The sequence below is a fragment of the Prevotellamassilia timonensis genome (genome assembly GCF_900106785.1).
In the GTDB taxonomy this organism is placed as follows: domain Bacteria; phylum Bacteroidota; class Bacteroidia; order Bacteroidales; family Bacteroidaceae; genus Alloprevotella; species Alloprevotella timonensis.
Map to the genome: position 1 here is coordinate 82392 of NZ_LT629839.1, position 22761 is coordinate 105152.

A 22761-nucleotide genomic window follows, 5' to 3' on the forward strand; every position below is an offset into this window, starting at 1 on the left:
AGCGACACCCTGGGTGTCCTGTGTTGGAGCAGTCGCGCCCTGTAAGGGCAAAAGCCTTAATTATGTACACCCTTGCCGCTCTATCTATGCTTTTGCCCTTACAGGGCGCGTCAATAGGTGCTGTGGGTGTAACCCAGGGTGTCGCTTCGCTTGCCCTGGGCTATGTGCTCCACTGGGCCTTTATTGACATCATCGGCTGCGGCTCAGCAATTCAAGCAAGCTTGATTGCATTCGCCTTGCACGATGATTCAGCCCGCCTTTCAAGCACGTCACGGCGTCAGCCACATCAGCATATCAGCCCATTAGCATATCAACCCATACTCCTCGGCGTCTGCCCTTATGTTCTTGCGGCCACGCAGACGTTAGTCCGTGGCCGTCCGCCGCGCAGCGGCCTTATGTCCTTATGCGCTTATGTCCTTATGTTTCCCGCGTTAGCGGCAGCCATGCCACGCTACGGCGTCAGCCCTTATGTTTCTTATGTAGCTTATGTTCTTATGTCCCCGCGCTAAGCGCAAAGAAAAGAACAACGTCACATCAACATGCCCGATTTACTCTGCCTGCTTCGGCATATTCACCGCCATGGCGTCAATCATGCGGCGGTACACACCATTAAGCTCCTCAATGCGTTTGGCCAGCTGGCGCGTTTCCTCATTGATTTGTTCGATAGTGCCCACCTGCTTGCTGATGCTCTGAAAGTGCAAGTCATAAGTCTTGTTGATAGCCGTAAGCGTGCGGTTGAGCTGCGCCATCTCCTCGCTGTCGTGAGCCAGACGTGCGCTCTGCTCGTCCACCTTGGTAAAGGTGTCGGCCAATGTGTGCAACTTGGCAATGTATGCCTGCGTAGCCTCCTCCATTTCGGGCGAGAGCACCGCCTGTGCGCGACGCAGCAGCTCATCGTTTGCCAGCCGTATGATTTCGGCCAACCGTTTGGCCTCGGCGTCAAAGGGCTGGGCACCAGCCGGTGTGGCAGCCGCAATGGCAGCTTGTGCCGCCTCGGCCGCATTCGGTGCCGCCGCAGCAGTAGCAGCCGCCGTTTCGGGCGCAGCAGCAGTACCACCCCCGTCAACAGTAGCAGATGTAGCAGCGGCACTCGGTGCAGCGGCAGCAGCAGCGCCACCACCCACAAACACCACACCACTCACGCCCTGAGCCACAGGTTGAGCCGCAGCAGCAGCAGGTTGAGCCGCAGGCTGAGAAATCGCCTCATCAGCTGTCGTATCCTCAATGGTATCCTCGTCAGTGTCGTCAGCCTCCTCGTCGTCATCATCGGTCAAACCGAGTCGTGCCGCAATCTCCTCGTCAGTCTCATAGTCGTGCGGCAGTTCCTTGCCAATCTCATCCTTATCGAAGGGGCGGTCAAAGGCCGAGAGGAAGAACACCACAACCTCGGTGCCCATACCCATAAAAAGCATAAAGTTGCCGCCCGGCAGGTGAGTCAGTTTGAACAGCGCACCAAGAATTACGATTGATGCACCCCACGAGTAGGCATAATTAAGGAACGTCTGTCCGGGCACACTATCCATCCAGTGTTGCAAGCGGACTACTATGTTAATCTTGCTCATTATTTCTTCTTCTTGCCATTGTTAGTTGCACTTGTCGTGTTAGCCTTCGACCTCACGCAGCGGAAACCGATGTACGAGCGCGGCTGGTTTTGATACTCCCACGTGCGCCATGCCGAGCGAATGTACGACATGGGGTCCTTCCACGAACCGCCGCGCACACTCTTGCGCTTCAGCACATAGGGGTCCTCCTTGGCAGCGTTGTAAGCCAGTTGCGGATTGAGGTCGGCCATGGCGTCCACACCCGCCTCGGTGTACACCGTGCTGGTCCATTCAGCCACATTGCCCGCCATGTCGAACAAACCGTTAGAGTTGGCGCCATAGATGCCCACGCGCGAGGTAATAAGGTTGCCGTCGTCGGTATAATTGCCGCGGTCGGGCTTAAAGTTGGCATAGTAGCAGCCGTCCTGGCTCTTCGACTCCATGCCCTGCCACGGATAGGGGTTACCCTCCTTGCCGCGTGCAGCATATTCCCACTCCACCTCGGTAGGCAGGCGGTAGCGCTGAATAAATTTGGCCTGTGGCCCCATGCCCTTGAGCAGATAGTTGGTGCGCCAGGCGCAGAAAGCCTCGGCCTGCTCCCACGACACGCCCACCACGGGATAGTCGTTGTAGTTGGCCGACGAAAAGTAAAGCTTCATGTACTGCTCGTTGTTGGCATTCGAAAAGTCGTTCACCCACACCGTCGTGTCGGGGTACACAGGCACGATGTAAGTGTTCAGAAAGTCGTAAAGACTCGATAGCGGCCGTTCGATAGTCTGTCGCACAATCTGTCCGTTATCGTCCACATAAGCCGTATCCTTCGATATCATCACCACCTCGTCGGGGTCGGTAGGGTGGTCGGTGTTGAGCGAGCGCTCCTTAGGGTCGAGCCGGTATTTGCGCAGTGCAGCCTTTTCGTAGTCAAACACCTCGTAGCGGTAGTTAAGCTGTTTGGTGTCAATCATGCGCGTGCCGTCAATGGGGTGCGTGTAGTACACACTGTTAATGGCGCGTTCTTGGTCCTCGTTAGGTTTGCGCGGCAGCGGTTTAGCCCAGTTAAGGTGCGGTTTCACGGGGTCGCCGTTTCTGTCCACCTCAATTTTGTACGTTTCATCGCCGCCATATTGCGGGTCGGCCAGTCTTTCGCGAATGATGGAGTCGCGCACCCACTCCACAAACTGTCGGTACATGCCGTTAGTCACCTCGGTTTGGTCCATCCAGAACCCGTCCACCGAGATGTCCTTTTGTGATGTCACCGTGCCCCACAGCGAGTCATTCTTTTCGAGACCCACCTTCAAGTAGCCGCGTTTCACCTCCACCATGCCGTATGGTGTCGGTTCGTTAAACGAGGCACCGCGTGCGCCGGTCACCTCGCCGCCGCTCATCATGGCCCTGCCGCTGCCCATGCACGATGCCATCAGGCCGCACAGGGCAAGAGCCGCGAGTATATTTGCTATTTTGTGTAACATACAGTAGTTGTAAGTACTAATGGTATTTATGTGTATTATAATATTACCTAAGTCTTGGATATGGCCAGGGCAGATAGAAATCGCTCATGTCTTTAACATGGTCAAGACGGGCTGAAAGCCCAATTCTTACATAGCCCAGGGCAGCGCCCTGGGTGAATTTGAGCAAGGCTGTGACGCCCTGTAAGGGCAGAAGTAAAAATACTTCATTGTACTTTTGCCCTTACAGGGCGTGTAGCTTGGCATGTGGGTAACCCAGGGTGCCGCTTCGCTTGCCCTGGGCTATGTACTCCATTGGGCTTTCAGCCCGCGCAGGGTGTTTTGCCAATCTACCCATCTACTCATCAGCGAGCACAGTTCGTTTCGCTCGCTACGGCGTCAGCCCTTATGTTTCTTGAGGCCACCCGGACGTTAGTCCGTGGCCGTCAGCCGCGCAGCGGCCTTATGTGTATCTTATGTAAACTTATGTTCTTATGTTCCCGCGGTAAGCGGCAAGCACGAACGTCATATCTTATGTCCTTATGTCCTTATGTCTCCCGCGTTAGCGGCTGTCAAGCTACGCTACGAGCCAATTAACACGCAAGCCCGCTACAGCCACCTCACCGAGCGGTGCAAGTTCCGTCCCTTCTTGCCAAGGTTAAGGTCCAGGCGGTAGCCCAGTGTAATTTCGTGCTGTCCGGCGCCCAGCCCCATGCCCGACGTGTTAGCCTCGTACGAGTAGCCAAGGTCCACGCCATGAAACATGCCGCCCACAAAGCCCGTCACCGAGTGTTGCGGACTGTAGCCAAGACCGCAGTACAGCCGTTTCTTTTGATGCGCATATTGCAGCCGCGCCGTAATGTCCGCCCTGAAAGCCGTGCCATCGTAGCGCAACATGGTAGAGGGTGTTATAGTAAATAACGGACTTCGCAGCCGAATATTGTATGCCGCCGTCAAATTATATAAAGCTTTTACCTTCAGCTCGTTCGTTTCGCCCATCGTCACCGTGGGCGAAGTCACGTGCTGCATGGCCAGTCCCACCTGCCAGCGCCGGTGTGCGTAGTACAGGCCCACCGAGGCATCAAACTTCGATCCGTCAAGGTCAGTAGTAGGAAAAGCCGGGTCATTGGCGTCGCCCAGATCAGCCTTGGAACCTTTAAGACTCTCGTTCAGCATGTCCGCCTCGGCACCGATGCTCAGTGTGCCGCCCCACAGCTTGAAGTGGTAAGCATACTGCACGCTGAACCGCTTGTGGCTGAACAAGCCGAAAGCATCGTTCATAAAGTACACCCCCACGCCGTGCCGTGTCTTGCCCAGCTGAAAGGCCATGTCAGCCCCGGCATACATGGTAGAGCCGCCATCTTCGTAGCCAGCGGCATGAGTCTGCAGGGCCGCGTTGATGTTGAGTTGCGGAGTGCGTCCCACGGCAGCGGGGTTAAACTGCGGTTCAACCAGCCAGTAGTGCGACAGTGCAGGGTCCTGCTGCGCCCATGCCACATTGCCCGTGGCCGCAAGGGCTACGAGCACACCTATAATATATATATATGTGCGTGTGAGGCGTTGGTGCATCTCAGTTTAGTTGCGGGTGTCAGCTCTATTGTTTTATAATTTTCATTGTCACATTTGTCACGGTGCTTTGTCAAGGCCGTACCATGTGCGCTGCAAAGTTAATATTAAATGCCGAAGTATGTTGTGCGCGGGCGGATTTTCAGTTGCGGGAGTGCGGATTTTTTGTTGCTCCGTGTGAAAAATCGCTCGCTCGGCTCGGTGTGGCTGCTGTGCTAATGTGTAGACGCCGTAGCGTGTCTTGGCAGCCGCTAACGCGGTAAACATAAGAACATAAGGACATAAGAACATAAGATAACGTTCGTGTTAGCCGCTTACCGCGGGAACATAAGAACATAAGTTTGCATAAGAAACATACAAGGCCGCTGCGCGGCTGACGGCCACGGACTACCGTCCGGGTGGCCTCAAGAAACATAAGGGCTGACGCCGTAGTATTACATATAGTAACGCTACGGCGTCAGCCCTTATGTCCTTATGTTCTTATGTTCTTCTGTTTGCCGCGTTAGCGGCTACCCAGCCACGCTACGGCGTCAGCCCTTATGCCCTTATGTTCTTATGTTTCCCGCGTTAGCGGCTGCCCATCAGTCCATTAGCCCACACGCCATTTCCCTCAAAAAAGCGGTAAATACCGATTTTACCGGTATTATCCGCCTTGATTATCAGCACGTATATACCCATTAGTATTTTTTTTGTAACTTTGCACCCGGAGAAAAAGGGGATAGCACGCGTTGTGCCTGTAACACCGACATAACGTACAAAATCTTCTACTTAACTACACACGATTACACATTACACACATACAATTTTGACTGACTGATGAAACGCATAATACTGTTCATGCAGGCGGCACTGCTGCTCTGCACCCTCAACTCGTGCATACAGGACGAACCACTCAATGCCGAGTGCGACATAACGGGGGTGGACACACTGTGGCTGCAGCAAAACCGCAGCTTGATAAAGGGTAATCCGCGTATAGACAACAACCGCGTGTCGTTTACTGTGCCTTATGATGCCGACCGTTCGGCCCTTGCCCCCAAATTCTATCTTACCCCGGGCGCACACCTTACGGCTATGGTTGAAGGGGTGGAGGTGGCAGATGCCAACGGCATGACGCGCGACTTCAATACACCGCAAACCTATACTGCCCATTCGGAGGACGGCCAATGGAGCAAGCCCTACGAGGTGACCTTTGAACTTGAGGCACGGCCGGTTGAGAAGTGGGCACTCGACTTTGAAAACTTTGAGCTCGACCCCTCGGGACGTTACCAAGTTTGGTTCGAGATGGACGCCAACGATGCCAGCAATCCGCGCCGCAACTATTGGGCGTCGGGCAATCCGGGCTACAACCTTACGGGGCTTGGTTCGTCGCCAGAGGTGTTCCCCACTACGGCGGCTGAGGGGGGCGTGTCGGGCAAGTGTATAAAGCTCGAGACTAAAGACACTGGTATGTATGGCATGAACACCAGACCCAAGATGCCTATTGCAGCCGGCAACCTGTTCATTGGTGAGTTCGAGCTGAGCAAGGCATCGCGCTTCCCGCGCAAGGCCACCAAGTTTGGTCTGCCATTGGTGCGCAAAAAGCCCGTCACGCTCGAGGGCTACTACAAATATAAGGCCGGTGCCAAATTTACCGATGCCAAGAAAAAGGTGCAGCCCACCATGCACGACACGGCCGACATCTATGCTGTGGTGTATGAGATTGACCCCGACAATTTTGTGCCACTCGATGGCGACAACATACTTACTGCCTCAAACATAGCCCTTATGGCACGCATCGACAAGCCCGCAGAATTTGAGGGCGACATGTCGGAGCTTGCGGCTGCAGACTGGGTGCACTTTAGCGAACCCTTCAAACCTATGAACGGTAAGGAATTTGACGCAGAGCGTTTGGCCCGCGGCGGCTATGCCATAGCCATTGTCATGACCTCGAGCCGCCAGGGTGCCTACTTTGAGGGCGCTATTGGTTCAACGCTCTATGTAGACCAGCTGCGCGTGGTGTATGAGTAGTGGGAAGAGTGAAATTTGATCATTTAATATATTATCGTAATTATGAATATTGCATTAGACAACAATAATATTGAAACACTGTCTTTGAACATACCCAAGGACGATATCAAACTGCTCAAAGACCTGGTAAAGAAATTCGGTTGGAAAATCAATCGCAAGAAGAAAACCGGACTTGAAGAAGCCATGGACGATATCAAGCACGGACGAGTGCACGAGATAGATGATTTGGACGACTATTTTAGGAAATTTGGTGTGAAATGAAGTACACTCTGAAGGAAACTAACAAGTTTAAGAAGGACGTGAAACGTTGTGTTAAGCGTGGACTTCCCTTGATAGAACTAAAAAAAGTCATGGCGTTGTTAAAGGTTGATGGCCAACTTCCGCCACAATACCGCCAGCACAAGCTCAGTGGCAATTACGACAACTGCTGGGAGTGTCACATCAAGGCCGACTGGCTGCTCGTTTGGGAAGAGCATGAAGACGAACTCGTGCTTGTAATGACTGACACTGGCTCACACGCCGACTTGTTTTAGCAAATCATCATTCGTTCAATGAAAAAGATACTACTCAGCATACTCCTGCTGCTGACCCTCATGCCCGCTGCCCAAGCGCAGAAGATGGGCGAGGCCAAAGAAACGGACACAAACTTGATAAAGGCTGCCCTGAAGGGCTGGCACGTGCGCATAGGCGCCGGTGTGAGCCTGGGCGGCACATCGCCCATGCCGCTGCCGGCCGAGATACGCAAGATTAACAGCTACAACCCCACGCTGTGCATTCAGCTCGAGGGCGCTGTGCAACGCAAGTTTGGCCCGCACTGGGGCACCATGATAGGCGTGCGCTTCGAAAACAAAGGTATGAAAACCGACGCCAAGGTGAAGAACTACCACATGGAGGCCACCAACAACAATCCGGCCGAGGGCACATCGGGCCAGGTGATAGGTGCCTGGACGGGTAATGTAAAGACCGAGGTGAATAACAATTACCTCACCTTCCCGGTGCTGGCCGTGTATGAGTTCAACGACCGTTGGCAGGTGCAGGCCGGACCTTACTTTTCGTACCTCATCAATGGCACGTTCAAGGGCGAGGCTTACGACGGTTATATCCGCGATGGTGTGCCCACGGGCAACAAGGCCGAGATAGAGAGCGCCACTTACGACTTCAGCAACGATTTGCGCCGTTTTGCATGGGGCGTGCAGTTGGGCGGCGAGTTCAAGGCATACAAGCACTTGTCGGTGTCGGCCAACTTGACATGGGGTTGCAACAGCATTTTCCCCTCCGACTTTTCGGCTGTGACGTTCAAGCTCTTCCCCATTTATGGCACGTTAGGGTTTAATTACCTGTTCTAAAATAAGTTGCTTGAAAGGTGCTGCAAAAAACGCAAGCACTAATGGGGGCGACGCGTCCCGCGTCGGGACAGAGAAAGGGAAGAAATACGAACCCTGCTAAATAATAGCTGCGTCTTTTCCCGACGCGAGACGCGTCGCCCCCATTAGTGTTAGCGTTTAGTAGTAGCGTTTATTGTAGTGTTTGGTGCTGCAAAAAAGCGCAAGCACTAATGGGGGCATTATAACCGACAACAATAACAAATATATTCATACTTTTTTATGAGAAAACTTTTACTTATGGCTGTGGCCGTGTGCTGCAGTGCGCCCACTTTTGCACAGACCGACGTGCAACCCGTGGTGGGTGGCTATGAGGGCAACCTCTACGTCAATGTGGGTAGTGCCGACTATCTGGAGAACAACGACCTGCGTATGTACGCCAAGGTGTTTGTCAATACTTCGGAGGACGCTACCGGCAAGGTTGACTTCAGCTTGCCCAACTTCTCGTTTGTGGGCATGAAACTCGGCGACATCTTTTTGCCAACTATTGGCTTGAACGCCCAAAATGGCGTTTACACCTTTGGCGAGAATCCCGAGGTGCGTCTGACATTCAAACTCTCCGAAACGAACAGCATCTTGGCTGATGCCAAGCTTGATGAGGCCCTTTCGTATGTGAAGGGCGACAGCATCGTGGCCTACATACCCGTGCAGTGGGTGCAAAGTGAGACACAGAAGATGCCTATCGCCGTACTGTTCAAGGGCGTGCGCGTGAACCCCTACGCCTTGAGCAACTACAACTTTAATGATGCTATGCGTTGGGAGCAGAGCCGTCCGTGGGACAGCACGCATGGTTATTTTGACTGGACAACGTTGGAGGACAACGACGAATATTGGGAGCAGTCAAAATGGCAGATGGAAGACTATACCACCCCCGACGCTTGGTGCATTTCGCACGTGATGGGCATGAACGGCATCGGTGCCACAGTGGTGGGCGCTAAGGAATTGACCAACGGCGACGAAGAAAATCCCGACTATGCGGTGCGTTTGACCAACACCCCCAACCCCTTTATGCCCACACAGGTTGTGCCGGGCTATATGACGCTCGGCACGAGCTTTGCCTCGGCCAGTGTGTCAGACCTCGGCAAGGCCGACGGTGGTACGTTTGGCGGTGTGGCCTTTACTGGCAAGCCCGACGCCATACAGTTTGACTACAGCCGCTCACACACACAGGCTGGCGACACACTCTATGCTGCTGAGGTGATTAACAGCGAGGAGCCTGCCACTGTGGTGGCTTACTTGTGGAAGGGCCAGTACAAGCAGGAGGCTGTGCCGGGCGAAACGAATTTTGCCGATCCTTCGACAGTGACCATGTATGGCCGCGAGCGCAACATACTCGACATCAAGACCACTACTGGCGGTGCTGCAACCAAGAGCGACGACGCGGCTTGCATAGCCAAGGTGGTGAAGAGCATTACCGGCAATGTGGAGGGCAAACTCGAAACGATGGTTGTGCCCCTCGACTATGGCAAGTATGCCGGTACTGATGTGCAGCCCGACTCGCTGAACATCATCTTTGCGGCCAGCGACTACTTTGGCCAGCGCAGCAAGGTGGGTGCAGGCAATGCTTTGGTGGTGGACAATGTGAAGTTGCTCTACTATCATGACATTAAGGATGCCAGCTACAACGGCGAGGGCTTTGAGTTCGGTCCCAGCCATGCTGCCGACTTCAGCACAGAGGCTTATGTGCCTGCCAACTTGCAGTTTACCAAGGTGGGCCAGGGTGCCACTGTGGAGCAGAGTTATAACGACGAGACTGGTGTGTTGACCATTACGGTGAAGGGTCAGGACGTGCGTTTCAACCCCGAGTCTGTAACGGTGTACACCATTCAGTTCGACGCTGTGAAGACTGCCATAGCAGGTGTGAAGGCTGATGCCGCTGCTGAGGTTGCCCCTGCCGTTTACGGTATTGATGGCCGCCGTTTGGCCGCTCCTGTAAAGGGTGCCAACATCATTGGTGGCAAGAAGGTAATCAAGTAATTAACAACAAAACAATAACAACAATGGGGCTGTGCCAGGCCGGTGCAAACCTTGCGCTTGGCGCAGCCCCTTTTTAACGCAAAACAAAACAATGAAAAAACAACTTTTGACGCTCGCGTTGCTGGCTGTGGCTGGCACGGCGGGGGCGCAGCAATTGCCGAATGGTAGTTTTGATGAGGGTAATTGGGTGGATTGTGTGCCTTGGACAAGTGACGGTAACACTTCCAAATATGGTAATCAACCTAAATCATGGAAAATTTCGAATGTAATTGGATTTTGGGACCAAGGAAAAACTATTGTCGGGAAAGATGACGCAAAAGGCAGAACTGGAAAAGCTGTGTGCGTTTATAATTCTCCCAATACCGCTTCATCGAAAGGAGCAATTGTTCCAGGTTACGTAACATTGGGCACGCCTTGGAATACTGCAATAGCTCCCGACGAAACTGGAAAAGATGGTGGTACATTCGGTGGAATTAGTTTTAAGAACAAGCCCGATGCACTTCGTTTCTACTATAAGAGGAGTGTTACTGGTACAAATACACGTTCTTCAGTAGTTGCTTATTTGTGGAATGGAACTACGACACAAAAAAAAGTTCCTGGAAATATTGGTTTTACTGTGAAGAAAGTCGACATGGCTGATCGTGACATTAATGTCCTCAAGATGTCAAGAGTCGGTCATCAAGGAGGTTCTCTTATCGGTGAACATAAACTTATTGCAAAGATAGAGTCGTATACGACAGAGCAACCTACGGAATGGACAGAATGGACGATACCTTTTGACTATGTTGCAGAAAACATTGGTGAAACACCAGAGAAGATAAATGTCATATTTGCTGCAAGTGATTATTTCAATTCTTCAAATGTGACTGATGGCGTTTCTATGAGCATTGATGATGTAGAACTCGTATATTACAGTACATTGAGCAGTCTGAAGGTAAATGGAACAGACATCAAATTGCAAGATGGCGTGTACGAATACAACGGAGTCGGTTCTATAGCAAAAGATTGTGTTGTGGCTACCCCTACAAGTCAGTTTGCTACGGTTGCTTATAGCTGTGATAAGAATGTGGTAACTGTTACAGTAACTGCGAACGATGGAACATCAAAGGAATACAAAGTGGTGTTCCCCAGTGCAGAGGGTATAGCTACCAACTACAAGAACCAAATCAATGTTGATTTTGCAAGAAACGTTACATCAAGTGCCAATGATGTTGTAATATCTGCGAACAGCGATAATACAATCAATTTTAAGTTGAACAACTTCGCATTCGCGGGTAAGGTGGTAGGCGACATACTCGTGCCTAATGTGCAAATAGCGTGGAATGGTGATAAGGTACATTTGACAAGCAAGCAAAACATCACGATCGAAAGTGAGGCATTTGCAGGTCTTAAAGATATGCCGATGACACTTGATGCTGATGTTGACAAATATAAAAATTTGACGGCATCGCTTGATATCACGTGGAACTCGCAAAAGATAGGTGTCAGCGTGTGTAAGATGCCATTCGATTATTCTATAGATGGTACGGCACTGACCATAAAGAATGGTGAAGTAAAGGCAGCTGATTATTCGACCAACCTTGTTGCAGGTTTGGCTATGGGTATGACAAGTATAGACCTTAGTGGGGTTACAATTGCCGATGAGAATTTTTATGACAATGTTGTAGCTGCATATGGGAACAATGCTGTATATTTCGTAGGAAACAACAACGTTGAAGGTGATAACATTGTAAAGAATGGCAAAGCACAGACTCTGACATTGATAGACGAAGATGAAAGCATGCCATTTGGTAGCGCGTTTGACTTCACTGCCACAGCAGTAAGCTATGACCGAGCATTTAACACAGAGGACAACTATGTGCAGAGCTTTGTATTGCCCTTCGGCTTTACTGTGCCCGCTGGTACTACGGTGGCTGAACTCAGCAGCGTGAATGGTGACAACCTCGTGTTCAAGCCCGTGGCTGAGACAGTGGCCAACAAGCCTTACTTGGTGGTGACTAATGATGGTGAATTTATCAACAAGCTGACAAATGTGCAGGTGAAGGCTACTACTGGTGCCGACCTGACTACTACCGTGGATGGTGTAAGCCACATTGGTTCGTACACTGCTCAGAATGTAACAGACGTGTATGGCTATGCTAATGGCAAGTTTGTAAAGGCTAACACTGGTTCGGTTAAGCCCTTCCGCACTTATATCAAGGTGGCAGGCACACAGGCTGCTCCCATGGCTTTCGGTGTGAACATTGAGGGTACTGTAACGGGCATCAACAATGCCACTACTGCTGCCACAGCCAAGGAGGCTATCTACAACCTGCAGGGCGTGCGCGTGAGCGGTGACTTGAAGCACCTGACAAAGGGTGTGTACATTGTGAACGGCCAGAAGGTGGTAGTGAAGTAACACATAATAATATAAAGAAAGACAATGAAAAAGACATATATGCGCCCCGAGGGCACTGTAATACAGCTCTGCATGGAGCAGCACATTCTTGACGGTTCGATTACGGCTAACACTTCACAGGCCGACGCCCAGGACAATGTGGAGTTTGAATCGGCCGCCAAGGGCTGGGGCAGCGAAAGCTGGAGCGAGGAGTAAAGGCGCTCATTAAGCTTTAGCTCAAAACTCAAGCATAAATGGGGGCGATGCGTCCCGCATCGGGGTAAAAGGGGGTTGCACTCTCTTTGCCCCGGCGCGAGGGGTGTCGCCCCCATTGGTGTTTTTTGGGGGGTGGGGCATAATGGGCATATTGGGCATAATAGGCACATTAGGCATATTAGGCATATTAGGCAATGGGCATAATAGGCTTGATAGGCATAATGGGCTTGATAACACAGCCCGCTCGCACATTTTTTTGAAAAAAAGTGCGTGCGGGCTGTAACTTTTTGCCGCTATGACCGTCTACATAACAGAGAGCCAAAAATGAAAGAGATAGATTTTCGACAAGACCTCCTTCCGCTAAAGGATAAAATATACCGTGTGGGCCTGCGCATCACGCTCAACGCCCAAGAGGCGGAAGACTTGACGCAGGACACGCTGGTGCGTGCCTGGACAAGGCGCGCAGAGCTGGCGGGGGTGAAGAACTTGGAGGCTTTCTGCATAACCATTTGCCGCAACCTTGCATTCGACCGCATGGCGCGGGCCGAAAATGCTAACCAGCCGCTCGAGGCTGCGGGCACGGAGGCTTGCGACACGGCTCCGGGGCCCGACGAGAGGCTGGAGAGGGACGAGAAGTTGCAGCGGGTGCACCAAATATTCAACGCTCTGCCCGAAAGGCTGCGCACGGCGCTGCAGTTGCGCGACATTGAGGGTTTGAGTTATGCCGAGGCCGCCGGGGCAATGGAGCTGACGGAGGCCGCCTTTAAGGTGACGCTGCACCGCGCTCGCAAGGCTGTTAAGACACAATACGAAAAAATTGAGAACTATGGACTATAAGTATATTGAACAACTCCTTGACCGCTACTGGGCCTGCGAGACCTCTGAGGAGGAGGAACGCATACTGAAGGCTTTTTTCAGCCAAAAGGACGTGCCGGCCGCACTGGCGCGCTACAGGGCTTTGTTCGTATATGAAACCGAGCAATGTGCCGCCAGCACGCTGGGCGACGACTTTGACCGCCGCGTGATGGAAGCTGCCGGTGTGGCTGACGGGGCTGAGGCTCCTGCCGCAGGGCGTGTGGTGTCGGTGCACCACATTACGCTGGGGCGCAGGTTGCGTCCGCTGTGGCGCGCCGCTGCTGCTGTGGCCATAGTGACGCTGCTTGGCACGGCTGCGCAGCACTCGTTTATGCAGCCTTCGGCCACGGACCAGGCTGCTGGCTGGGACTATAACCAGTCGGCTTACAAGGATTCGTACCAGGATCCGCAGAAGGCTTACGAGGCGAGCATGCGCACGCTGGAGATGTTTAAGGAGGGCGCACAGACTGCTGTGAACGACTCTGCTACTCATAATGCGGCTGGCAAGGCTGCCAAGAACTGATGGGCGGGGCTATGGCACTGAAACATTGGTTTGTGACTTTGCTGCTGGCCCTTGTGGCTGCGGTGGCCGCCCGTGCACAGGGTGGCGGCGAGCAGGATTTTGCCTCGCGCTTTATGTCGCTCTATGGCAAGGGCCGCGCGGTGGAGTGTACCACGGTGTCGCCGCTGATGCTTGAGCGCATGATGCAGCTGCCTGATGTGGAGGGTGACTCGCACACGCGTGAGGTGCTGAAGCAGCTCAAGTCGATAAGGCTGGTGAGCAGCACGGCGGGGCATGATGTGACGCACCTTTATGCTAACGCGCGCCGGCTGGCCGAACGTAATGCCTTGCGCTACAAGTTGTACGCCGAACGGGCTGGCAAACGCCTGTATGTGCGCCGCAGGGGCAAGTATATTGTGGAGATGGTGCTGATGATGAGGCACTCGGGCCGCTTTGACTTGATTAACCTGACGGGTAACATGACGAACGACTTTCTGGACACGCTGATGAGGCGCTGAGGCGCTGGGGCGGGCTGAGCCTGGCTGTTTTGGCTTTGGTCTCTCGCTCTTGACTTTTGACAATCAATTTGCACTTTATCATAAAACAATCAAACGCTCCCGCCCGTGCCACGGGGTTGAAATAATGGCGCAAGCGATCTTTAATAAAACAATCAACTTTTGACTGTATGCCTCTGGGCGCGGTGCACGACTTTGCCTTTTACCTGTGTGCTGCATGGCTGTTTCTGGTCCCCGGAATAATGGTTTCAGTTTTCTCTCTCTCAAAATGGGTGGCTGTGTGGCACTAACTTGCTGGCAGGCGCTCTATGCAAGATAAACAGGGGAGCATGTTGCTCGCACACAATGTGGTGGGCTGCTTGCTTCCCTTTATCTTTTGCTCGGGGGGGTGGTAATGATGGGCATATTAGGCATAATAGGCAATAAGCATGATGGGCAATAGGCATAATGGGCATATTAGGCACAATAGGCATAATAGGCATGATAGGCAATAGGCATAATAGGCCTAATAAAAAGGGCTGGCGCCTTAGCGTTACTACTTGCAACGCTAAGGCGCCAGCCTATTAGCACATTAGGCTCGCGGCAGCGGGCTTTTGTGCACAAAAAAATATCCCGACGCTTCACAGCGGCGGGATATCTTCTTCGTGGAGTCTCCTCTACGAATATTTGGATTTTAATGGAAAAATGAATGGAGAAATGAAATTCAGTCCATGTATGAGTATGTCATGAATTACAAGTTGGGGTTATCCTCGCCCCACTTCTCAACGGGAGGTACGATGCCGAGTTCAACAATCTCGTCGCGCATCTTGCAGAGGTGCTCATACGACTTGTTGAGGGCAGCCATTTCCTCTTCGGTGCCAGTGGGCTGTGTAAAGTGCACACCGGTTTTGTCGATAGTGGTAGGCATGGCCATCATGACATTCTTGTAACCACACTTGTCGCAGTTTACGTAGCAGCCTGCGGGCAGAGTGAAGGGTTCGCCGCCCATGGCAGCTTCGATCATCTTGACAGCGTTGTAGGCAGGGCTCTGGAATGAGCTGCGGCCACGGAGCTTGATGATGTTTGAACCACCCTGTACGGTGTGGTGCTTGATTTCCTCCCAGCGCTCGGCAGAGAGTCCCATCTCTGAGAGGGGCTTGCCGTCAACCTTTACCTGTGAGGCAAATACGGCCATTTGTTCGCCGTGGCCGCCATAGGTGTGTGCGCCGGTCACCTTGTCCTGCTGTACGCCGAACTCGTGGGCGAGAGCCTGCTGCAAGCGAGTAGAGTCGAGTGCAGCGAGTGAGGTGAGCTGGTTGGGCTTGAGGCCTGAGTGGATAAGTGCTGTAAGGGCAGTAACGTCGGCAGGGTTGAAGATAACGACTACGTGCTCTACATCGGGGCAGTACTTCTTGATGTTGTCGCCAAATTCGGCAGCAATTTTGCAGTTGCCTTTGAGCAGGTCCTCACGAGTCATGCCGTCCTTACGGGGTGCACCACCTGATGAGATGATGTACTTGGCACCGGTAAAGGCCTCTTTGGGGTCGACGGTGTAGGTTACGTTGGCTCCGGGGAATGCGCACTGCTGTATTTCGTCGAACACGCCGTGTACGCCCGGTTCGTAGATATCGTAAAGACAGATGTTGGGAGTAAGGCCGAGCATCAAAGCGCTCTGTACCATGTTTGAACCGATCATGCCGCCTGCGCCGACAATGACGAGTTTCTCATTGCTTAAGTATGCCATAGTTGTATTACTATATATATTGGTTATATATGTGTGTCTGTATGGTGTGTACGGTTGCACACCGGAGGGGGTGTGTGTCGTATCACGCCGCAAAATTACAAACTTTCGCGAATTATGGTATATGCGACGCGTTATTTTTTTGATACATCTTTCGGCTTGTGCGCTTTTTTAGGTTTTTTGAACTTTTGCGGTTGGGAGGTGCCAAGCAAAAAACGGGTATTGCTGGTTGGTAAAACATGAACATGCGATAGGACTCAAGCACCAAACGCAAGCTCTAGTGGGGGCGACGCGTCTCGCGTCGGGATAGTGCAGCTGTTATTTAGTGGGGCTTGTGTGTCTTTTCTTTTTATTTTCCCGACGCGAGACGCGTCGCCCCCATTAGTGCTTGCGTTTGGTGCTTGAGTTCGTTAGCATGTTTGCGGTTCGGAAGTGCAAAGTCGAAAGTTTTAAGAACTTTCACTTTGCACTTCACTCACCTTGCACTAATTTTGCACACAGAATATAACGCAAGGACAATGACACAGATTAAAGATAGCTGGAAAGCGAAGGGCTATGTTGACGAGCCCGTGCCGCAGGGCGTTGACCTCAAGGCCGAAATTCGACGCATGTGCAAGGAGAAAAATGCCATCATTCTGGCACACTACTACACCGAGGGCGTGCTGCAGGATATTGCCGACTTTGTGGGCGACAGCCTCGGACTGGCCCAACAGGCGGCTAAAACTGATGCCGACATCATCGTGATGTGCGGCGTGCACTTTATGGGCGAGACTAACAAAATTCTCTGTCCGCAGAAAAAGGTGCTCGTGCCCGACCTCAATGCCACATGCTCGCTGGCCGAAAGCTGTCCGGCAGACAAGTTTGCCGACTTTGTAAAGGCGCACCCCGGCTACCAGGTGGTGTCGTATGTCAACACCACGGCGGCCGTCAAGGCGCTGACCGATGTGGTGGTGACGTCGAGCAACGCCAAAAAGATTGTCGAAACTTTCCCCAAGGACGCCAAGCTCATCTTCGGTCCCGACTACAACCTGGGCAACTACATCAATGCGCAGACGGGACGCCAGATGCTGCTCTGGAACGGCGGCTGCCATGTGCACGAGCGTTTTTCGGTGACGAAACTCGTGGAGCTTAAAAAGGAACACCCCGGAGCCAAAGTGCTGGTGCACCCCGAATGCCGCGGCGCGGTGGTGAAACTGGCTGATGTGGTGGGTTCTACGGCCGCACTGCTGAAATATGCCATCGACTCGCCGTGCAACACCTTCCTGGTGGTGACGGAGAGCGGCATACTGCACGAAATGCAGAAGCACTGTCCTGACAAGCACTTCATACCCGTGCCGCCCGACGACAGCACCTGCGGCTGCAACGAGTGTAACTATATGCGCCTCTGCACACTCGAAAAGGTGTATAACACGCTGCGCTACGAGTGGCCCGAAATTGAGGTGCCGGCCGAGGTGGCCGCACGCGCCATCAAGCCCATCGAGCGCATGCTCGAACTGAGCAAATAGAAGGCTGGCATGCGATGATTGTAATTTTCAAGAAAGACTATCTGAAGGAATTGTATGAGCAGGGTGTTGCGAAGAAAAAGAAATACAGGTTCCAACCTCAGATTGTGCGACGTTATCAAGACCGCATCAATTTCCTTATAAAGGCGAGTCGCGTAGAGGATTTGTTCTCTATAAAGTCCTTGCACTATGAAGTGCTGACTGGCGACAAAGCTGGCATGTCTTCGGTACGGGTGAATGACCAATACCGCATAGAGTTTGAAGTGGAGACTGTTGAAGGCGAGTCTGTACTGACGTTGTGTAACATAATAGGACTCTCAAACCATTACGATTAAACGCGTTGGCAGAATTGGTAAGCAAGTTGACAAAGAATTCAACCAACGTAAAACATTTTACAGCAAAATGATTACGCTTAAAGATGTAGACCCCAATATGATAGCCAACAATCTGACGCCGCAGCATGTGTCGGCGCCAGGCTACTTGCTGGCAGACGAAATAGCTGAAAGAGGCATTACTGTTGAGCGTTTTGCACAACTCACAGGCATTGATGCCGAAAGTTTGAGGGGGATTATTGACGGACAGGCACCCATTACTCCAGCCCACGCCATGATATTTGAGGCAGCCCTTGGCATAAGAGCCAACATTTGGCTGGGGCTACAGGCAGATTATGACATGCAGAAGGAGCGCAGCAACAAGTCGTTTGTAGAGCGCTTGCGTTCCATTCGCAAAATAGCGGCTGTGCTGTAAATGCAAGGCTGTACCCGCTCCGTCACCCAACATATAAGTTTATACCCATGACAATATCCCAACGTGTAGAGGCCCTTGGCCAGTGGCTCGCAAGCCATGCCGGGGCCGAGGGTGGGGCAGTAGAGGCATACATCGTGCCCACTGCCGACCCGCACAATGATGAGTACATACCCGTGCGCTGGCAGTGCCGCCAGTGGCTCACGGGATTTGACGGCTCGGCCGGTCTGGCCGTGGTCACCACCCGTGGCACTGCCGCACTGTGGACCGACTCGCGCTATTGGCTGCAGGCCGCCACACAACTCGACGGCACACCCTTTGCACTGATGCGCGAGGGCAACCCCGACACGCCCACCATGGCCCAGTGGCTCAAGGCGCAGGGCATCACACGCGTGAGCGCACCGGCCGACATGGTGACACTGGCTGACGTGGCCGCACTGTCTGCCGACGGACTGGAATATGTGGCACTGCCCGACGCCTTCGACACCCTGTGGACCGACCGTCCCGCCGTGCCGGCAGAACCCATCGTGGTGCAGCCCGCCACCTATGCCGGGGCCACCATGCAGCAAAAGCTCGAACGCCTGCGCCAGCACCTCAGCAAGAGCGGCATGACCGACGCCTGCCTCTTTACCGACCTGGCCGACCTGGCATGGCTGCTCAACCTGCGCGGGGCCGATGCGGCCTACAACCCCGTGTTTGTGGGCTACCTGGGCTACGAGCCCGCCACGGGCCGCTTCACCCTCTTTACCCACACCAGCACCCTCACCGCCGAGGCCAGCGCCCAGCTGCACGAGGGTGGGGTAGCCGTGCAGCCCTACGAGGCCGCGGCACCCTGGGTGGCCACCCACACCACACGCCTCGACCCCTCGCAGGCCACCATGTCGCTGTGTGCCGACCCACGGCAGCAGCCCACCTTCAGTTCGCCCCTCGAGGGTTGGCGCGCCATCAAGACCGAGGCCGAGGCCGAAGGCTTTCGCCAGGCCATGCTGCGCGACGGTGTGGCCATGGTACAATTTCTGCGCTGGCTCGACGAGCAGCAAGCCGCCGGCAACGAGGTTACCGAAATCTCGGCCGACGAAAAGCTCACCGCCCTGCGCGCCCAGCAGCCCGGCTATTGCGAACTGAGTTTCCCCACCATAGCCGCCTGTGGCGCCCACGGAGCCATCGTACACTACGAGGCCACCCCCCGCACCAATGTGCGCCTCACCCCCCACGGCCTGCTCTTGCTCGACAGCGGTGCACAGTACGACTGCGGCACCACCGACCTCACACGCACCATAGTCCTTGGCAACCTCACCGCCGAGGAGCGCCGCGTCTACACCCTTGTGCTCAAGGGCCATCTGCGACTGGCGCACCTGCAGTTTCCCGAGGGCACCACGGGTCTGCAGCTCGACCTTGCCGCACGCCAGGACATGTGGGCTGCCGGCTACGACTTTGGCCACGGCACGGGTCACGGCGTGGGTTCCCACCTGTGTGTGCACGAGGGTCCGCACCAGATACGCAAAAATGTGCGTCCCTGCACACTCATACCCTTCGAACCCGGCATGACCATTACCGACGAGCCCGGCATCTATGTTGAAGGGCGCTTTGGCGTGCGCATCGAGAACACGCTCCTTTGCGTACCGTCGCGTGAGACGGATTTTGGCCGTTTCTTGCGTTTCGAAACCCTCACCCTCTGTCCCTACGACCTGCGTGCCGTAGAGCGCGACATGCTCTCCCCCGACGAGGTGGAGCAAATCAACGCCTACCACATGGTGGTGCGCCGCCGCCTCATGCCGCTGCTCACCGACGAGGCCGACAAAATATGGCTGGCCCGCGCCACAGCAAGCATCGAGGACGACCGCGGGTAGGCGGCAGGCACAGGGCGCTGGCAACAAACTCAAGCACAAACTCTAGCTCTAATGGGGGCGACGCGTCCCGCGTCGGTACAACTCAGCCACTAACCGCTAACGCGGGAAACATAAGGACATAAGGACATAAGAACATAAGATAACGTTTGTGTTAGCCGCTTACCGCGGAAACATAAGAACATAAGTTTACATAAGAAACACATAAGGCCGCTGCGCGGATGACGGCCACGGACTTGCGTCCATGTGGCCTCAAGAAACATAAGGGCTGACGCCGTAGCGTGCTTGGTGCTTTTGCTTCCTTACATATATAATATGACGCTCGAGGTTGTAACGGCGTAGCCCTTATGTTCTTGAGGGCACATGGACGCAAGTCCATGCCCGTATGTCTTGAAACACTTATGTTCTTATGTCCTTATGTTCTTATGTTTTCCGCGTTAGCGGTTAGTGCCTGGGTGCTTGAGTAGCACCGACGCGAGACGCGTCGCCCCCATTAGAGCGAGCGTCTTGTGCTCATATCCAGAGCTTGCGTTTCGTGCTTGACTCCCCCCCCAAAAAAAACTCTTTACCCCTAATCAATAACACACACTTACAAATATGGAAACAACAAGACAACAAAAGATAGCTCGATTGATACAGAAGGAGCTAAGTGACATATTCCAGCGTCAGACACAAGCCACCCACGGTGTGCTCGTGTCAGTAAGCGCCGTGCGCGTAAGTCCCGACCTCAGCATAGCCCGCGGCTACCTGAGCATATTCCCCTCAGAGCGCGCCCACGAAATACTCGACAACATCAACGCCAACACCCGGCAAGTGCGCTACGAACTCGGCACACGCGTGCGCCACCAGCTCCGCATCATACCCGAGCTAAAGTTCTTCATCGACGACTCCCTCGACTACCTCGACCACATCGACAGCCTGCTCAACGAAGGCACACACAAACCACAACCCGACGACACCACCCCGAGCCATGCTTAACAGCCAACGCCTGCCATGGTTCATGGCCTTGCGCTACCTCTTCTCGCGCAAACGCGTGGCCAGCATCAACATCATATCCGGCATAGCCGTCACAGGCGTAGCCTTCGGCACGGCAGCCCTGCTCTGCACCCTGAGCGTGTTCAATGGCTTTCACGACCTCATCGGCTCCCTCTACACCGCCTTCGACCCCCCCATCGAGGTAGTGCCCACCCAGGGCAAACTCGTCACCGCCGACGACCCCGCCCTGCAGCGTATGGCCACCATGCCCGAGGTGGAGGCCGCCTCATACTGCCTCGAGGACAACGCCCTCATACTCTTCCGCGGCCGTCCCACCATCATCACCCTCAAGGGCGTCGACGACCACTACGACCACGTCACCGGCATACGCTCCATACTCTACGGCACAGGCACCTACCAGCTCCACCGCGGCACCATCGAGTACGGCATACCCGGCATCGGCCTGGCCTCCGCCATGGGCAGCATCGACTACGGCACACTCCAGATATGCGCCCCCCGCAAGGGCGAGCGCATCAACCTGGCCAACCCCGGCGAGAGCATCAACGCCCTCGACATCACCTCACCCCGCGTCTGCTTCAACGTCAACCAGCGCAAGTACGATGACAACTACCTCATCACCTCCCTCACCTTTGCCCAAGCCCTCTTCGAGCAACCCGGTTGCGTGAGCGGTCTTGAGCTAAAACTACGTCCCGGGGCCGACCTCCAGACCGTCAAGTCGCGCATGCAGCAGGTGGCAGGCAGCCGTTTCAAGGTGCAGGATCAGCTTGAGCAGCAGCAGGACGTGTTCAACGTCATGCAAATCGAAAAGCTCATGGCCTACCTCTTCCTCACCTTCATCGTCATGGTAGCCTGTTTCAACATCATCGGTTCTGTGTCCATGCTCATCATCGAAAAGCGTGGCGACATGGCCACCCTGCGTCATCTTGGAGCCACCGACAGCATGATATTCCGCATCTTCCTCTACGAGGGCCGTCTCATCACCCTCCTCGGCGCCGTCATCGGTATCGTGCTCGGCCTCCTGCTGTGCTGGCTGCAGCAAACCTTCGGTTTCATCAGCCTCTCCTCGTCGGGTGGCAACTTCATCATCGACGCCTATCCCGTCAGTGTCCATGCCCTCGACGTGCTCATCGTCCTCCTCACCGTAGTTGTGGTAGGCTCCCTCGCCGTATGGTACCCCGTGCGCTACCTCAGCCGCCGCTGATGCAGTAGCGTGTTCGGCCGCCGCTAACGCGGGAGACATAAGGACATAAGGACATAAGAACAGAAGATATGACGTTTGTGTTAGCCGCTTACCGCGGAGACATAAGAACATAAGCTACATAAGAAACATATAAGGCTGACGCCGTAGCGAATAGTAACGCTACGGCGTCAGCCCTTATGTTTCTTGAGGCCACCCGGACGCAAGTCCGTGGCCGTCCGCCGCGCAGCGGCTTATATGTCTCTTATGTAGCTTATGTTCTTATGTCTCCGCGGTAAGCGCGTCAACAGCCGCGCAGCGGCCTTATGTCCTTATGTCCTTCTGTTCTTATGTCTCCCGCGTTAGCGGCTGGCAGGCCACGCTCGCGACCA

Annotated in this window: 20 protein-coding genes; 16 read left to right on the plus strand and 4 right to left on the minus strand. The window is 53.9% G+C overall.

Annotated features, from left to right (window positions below; all coding sequences use genetic code 11):
* Positions 1 to 548: 548 nt before the first annotated feature.
* From porL to BQ5453_RS01135, 3 genes are all read right to left on the minus strand, one after another.
* Positions 549 to 1562, minus strand: coding sequence for a type IX secretion system motor protein PorL/GldL (gene porL, locus BQ5453_RS01125; RefSeq protein ID WP_071121787.1), 1014 nt, complete (start codon positions 1560 to 1562; stop codon positions 549 to 551).
* Complete coding sequence (gene porK, locus BQ5453_RS01130; protein WP_071121788.1) at positions 1562 to 3010, minus strand: T9SS ring complex lipoprotein PorK/GldK; 1449 nt, start codon at positions 3008 to 3010, stop codon at positions 1562 to 1564. The genes porL and porK overlap by 1 nt, the downstream gene beginning before the upstream one ends.
* A 585-nt stretch (positions 3011 to 3595) precedes the next feature.
* On the minus strand, positions 3596 to 4555 hold the full coding sequence (locus BQ5453_RS01135; RefSeq protein ID WP_083361077.1) for a PorP/SprF family type IX secretion system membrane protein: 960 nt from the start codon (positions 4553 to 4555) through the stop codon (positions 3596 to 3598).
* Between the two features lie 813 nt (positions 4556 to 5368).
* On the opposite strand from BQ5453_RS01135, the gene BQ5453_RS01140 reads away from it, so the two are divergent.
* The 10 genes from BQ5453_RS01140 (at position 5369) to BQ5453_RS01180 (ending at position 14386) form a co-directional block, all read left to right on the plus strand.
* Positions 5369 to 6559 carry a PCMD domain-containing protein gene (locus tag BQ5453_RS01140; protein ID WP_071121789.1) on the plus strand — a complete coding sequence of 397 codons (1191 nt, stop codon included), beginning with the start codon at positions 5369 to 5371 and terminating at the stop codon, positions 6557 to 6559.
* A 42-nt stretch (positions 6560 to 6601) separates the two neighbouring features.
* Positions 6602 to 6820, plus strand: coding sequence for a hypothetical protein (locus BQ5453_RS01145; protein ID WP_071121790.1), 219 nt, complete (start codon positions 6602 to 6604; stop codon positions 6818 to 6820).
* The gene (locus BQ5453_RS01150; RefSeq protein ID WP_071121791.1) at positions 6817 to 7092 is read left to right on the plus strand and encodes a type II toxin-antitoxin system YafQ family toxin; all 276 of its coding nucleotides are present in this window, start codon (positions 6817 to 6819) and stop codon (positions 7090 to 7092) included. The genes BQ5453_RS01145 and BQ5453_RS01150 overlap by 4 nt, the downstream gene beginning before the upstream one ends.
* 18 nt (positions 7093 to 7110) lie before the next feature.
* Complete coding sequence (locus tag BQ5453_RS01155; protein ID WP_022101591.1) at positions 7111 to 7905, plus strand: porin family protein; 795 nt, start codon at positions 7111 to 7113, stop codon at positions 7903 to 7905.
* A gap of 258 nt (positions 7906 to 8163) precedes the next feature.
* The gene (locus BQ5453_RS01160) at positions 8164 to 9918 is read left to right on the plus strand and encodes a calycin-like domain-containing protein (RefSeq protein WP_083361078.1); all 1755 of its coding nucleotides are present in this window, start codon (positions 8164 to 8166) and stop codon (positions 9916 to 9918) included.
* 91 nt (positions 9919 to 10009) lie between these two features.
* Positions 10010 to 12316, plus strand: a complete 2307-nt coding sequence (locus tag BQ5453_RS01165) for a calycin-like domain-containing protein (RefSeq protein ID WP_071121793.1) — start codon at positions 10010 to 10012, stop codon at positions 12314 to 12316.
* Positions 12317 to 12340: 24 nt separating this feature from the next.
* Entirely contained in the window at positions 12341 to 12511 is a 171-nt protein-coding gene (locus BQ5453_RS14255; protein WP_154668724.1) for a hypothetical protein, read from the plus strand.
* Positions 12512 to 12835: 324 nt separating this feature from the next.
* Positions 12836 to 13348, plus strand: a complete 513-nt coding sequence (locus BQ5453_RS01170) for an RNA polymerase sigma factor (RefSeq protein WP_071121794.1) — start codon at positions 12836 to 12838, stop codon at positions 13346 to 13348.
* A complete protein-coding gene (locus tag BQ5453_RS01175; RefSeq protein ID WP_071121795.1) occupies positions 13338 to 13889 on the plus strand; it encodes a hypothetical protein in 552 nt (183 codons plus the stop codon). The genes BQ5453_RS01170 and BQ5453_RS01175 overlap by 11 nt, the downstream gene beginning before the upstream one ends.
* An 11-nt stretch (positions 13890 to 13900) precedes the next feature.
* Positions 13901 to 14386, plus strand: a complete 486-nt coding sequence (locus BQ5453_RS01180; protein WP_071121841.1) for a DUF4252 domain-containing protein — start codon at positions 13901 to 13903, stop codon at positions 14384 to 14386.
* A gap of 727 nt (positions 14387 to 15113) precedes the next feature.
* Here BQ5453_RS01180 and BQ5453_RS01185 read toward each other — a convergent pair.
* Positions 15114 to 16106, minus strand: a complete 993-nt coding sequence (locus BQ5453_RS01185) for a malate dehydrogenase (protein ID WP_022101584.1) — start codon at positions 16104 to 16106, stop codon at positions 15114 to 15116.
* A 515-nt stretch (positions 16107 to 16621) separates the two neighbouring features.
* Between BQ5453_RS01185 and nadA the strand changes: the two genes are divergently transcribed.
* The 6 genes from nadA to BQ5453_RS01215 all read left to right on the plus strand — a co-directional run bounded on the left by nadA (position 16622) and on the right by BQ5453_RS01215 (position 22393).
* Positions 16622 to 17608: a quinolinate synthase NadA gene (gene nadA, locus BQ5453_RS01190; RefSeq protein ID WP_022101583.1), complete on the plus strand. Its 987-nt coding sequence runs from the start codon at positions 16622 to 16624 to the stop codon at positions 17606 to 17608.
* A gap of 14 nt (positions 17609 to 17622) precedes the next feature.
* Entirely contained in the window at positions 17623 to 17940 is a 318-nt protein-coding gene (locus BQ5453_RS01195) for a type II toxin-antitoxin system RelE/ParE family toxin (protein ID WP_071121796.1), read from the plus strand.
* A 67-nt stretch (positions 17941 to 18007) separates the two neighbouring features.
* The gene (locus BQ5453_RS01200; protein ID WP_022101581.1) at positions 18008 to 18352 is read left to right on the plus strand and encodes a HigA family addiction module antitoxin; all 345 of its coding nucleotides are present in this window, start codon (positions 18008 to 18010) and stop codon (positions 18350 to 18352) included.
* Between the two features lie 47 nt (positions 18353 to 18399).
* Positions 18400 to 20199 carry an aminopeptidase P family protein gene (locus BQ5453_RS01205; RefSeq protein ID WP_071121797.1) on the plus strand — a complete coding sequence of 600 codons (1800 nt, stop codon included), beginning with the start codon at positions 18400 to 18402 and terminating at the stop codon, positions 20197 to 20199.
* A gap of 594 nt (positions 20200 to 20793) precedes the next feature.
* Complete coding sequence (gene rbfA / locus BQ5453_RS01210; protein ID WP_071121798.1) at positions 20794 to 21174, plus strand: 30S ribosome-binding factor RbfA; 381 nt, start codon at positions 20794 to 20796, stop codon at positions 21172 to 21174.
* A complete protein-coding gene (locus BQ5453_RS01215; RefSeq protein ID WP_071121799.1) occupies positions 21167 to 22393 on the plus strand; it encodes an FtsX-like permease family protein in 1227 nt (408 codons plus the stop codon). Before rbfA ends, BQ5453_RS01215 begins: the two co-directional genes overlap by 8 nt.
* The last annotated feature ends 368 nt before the right edge of the window (positions 22394 to 22761 follow it).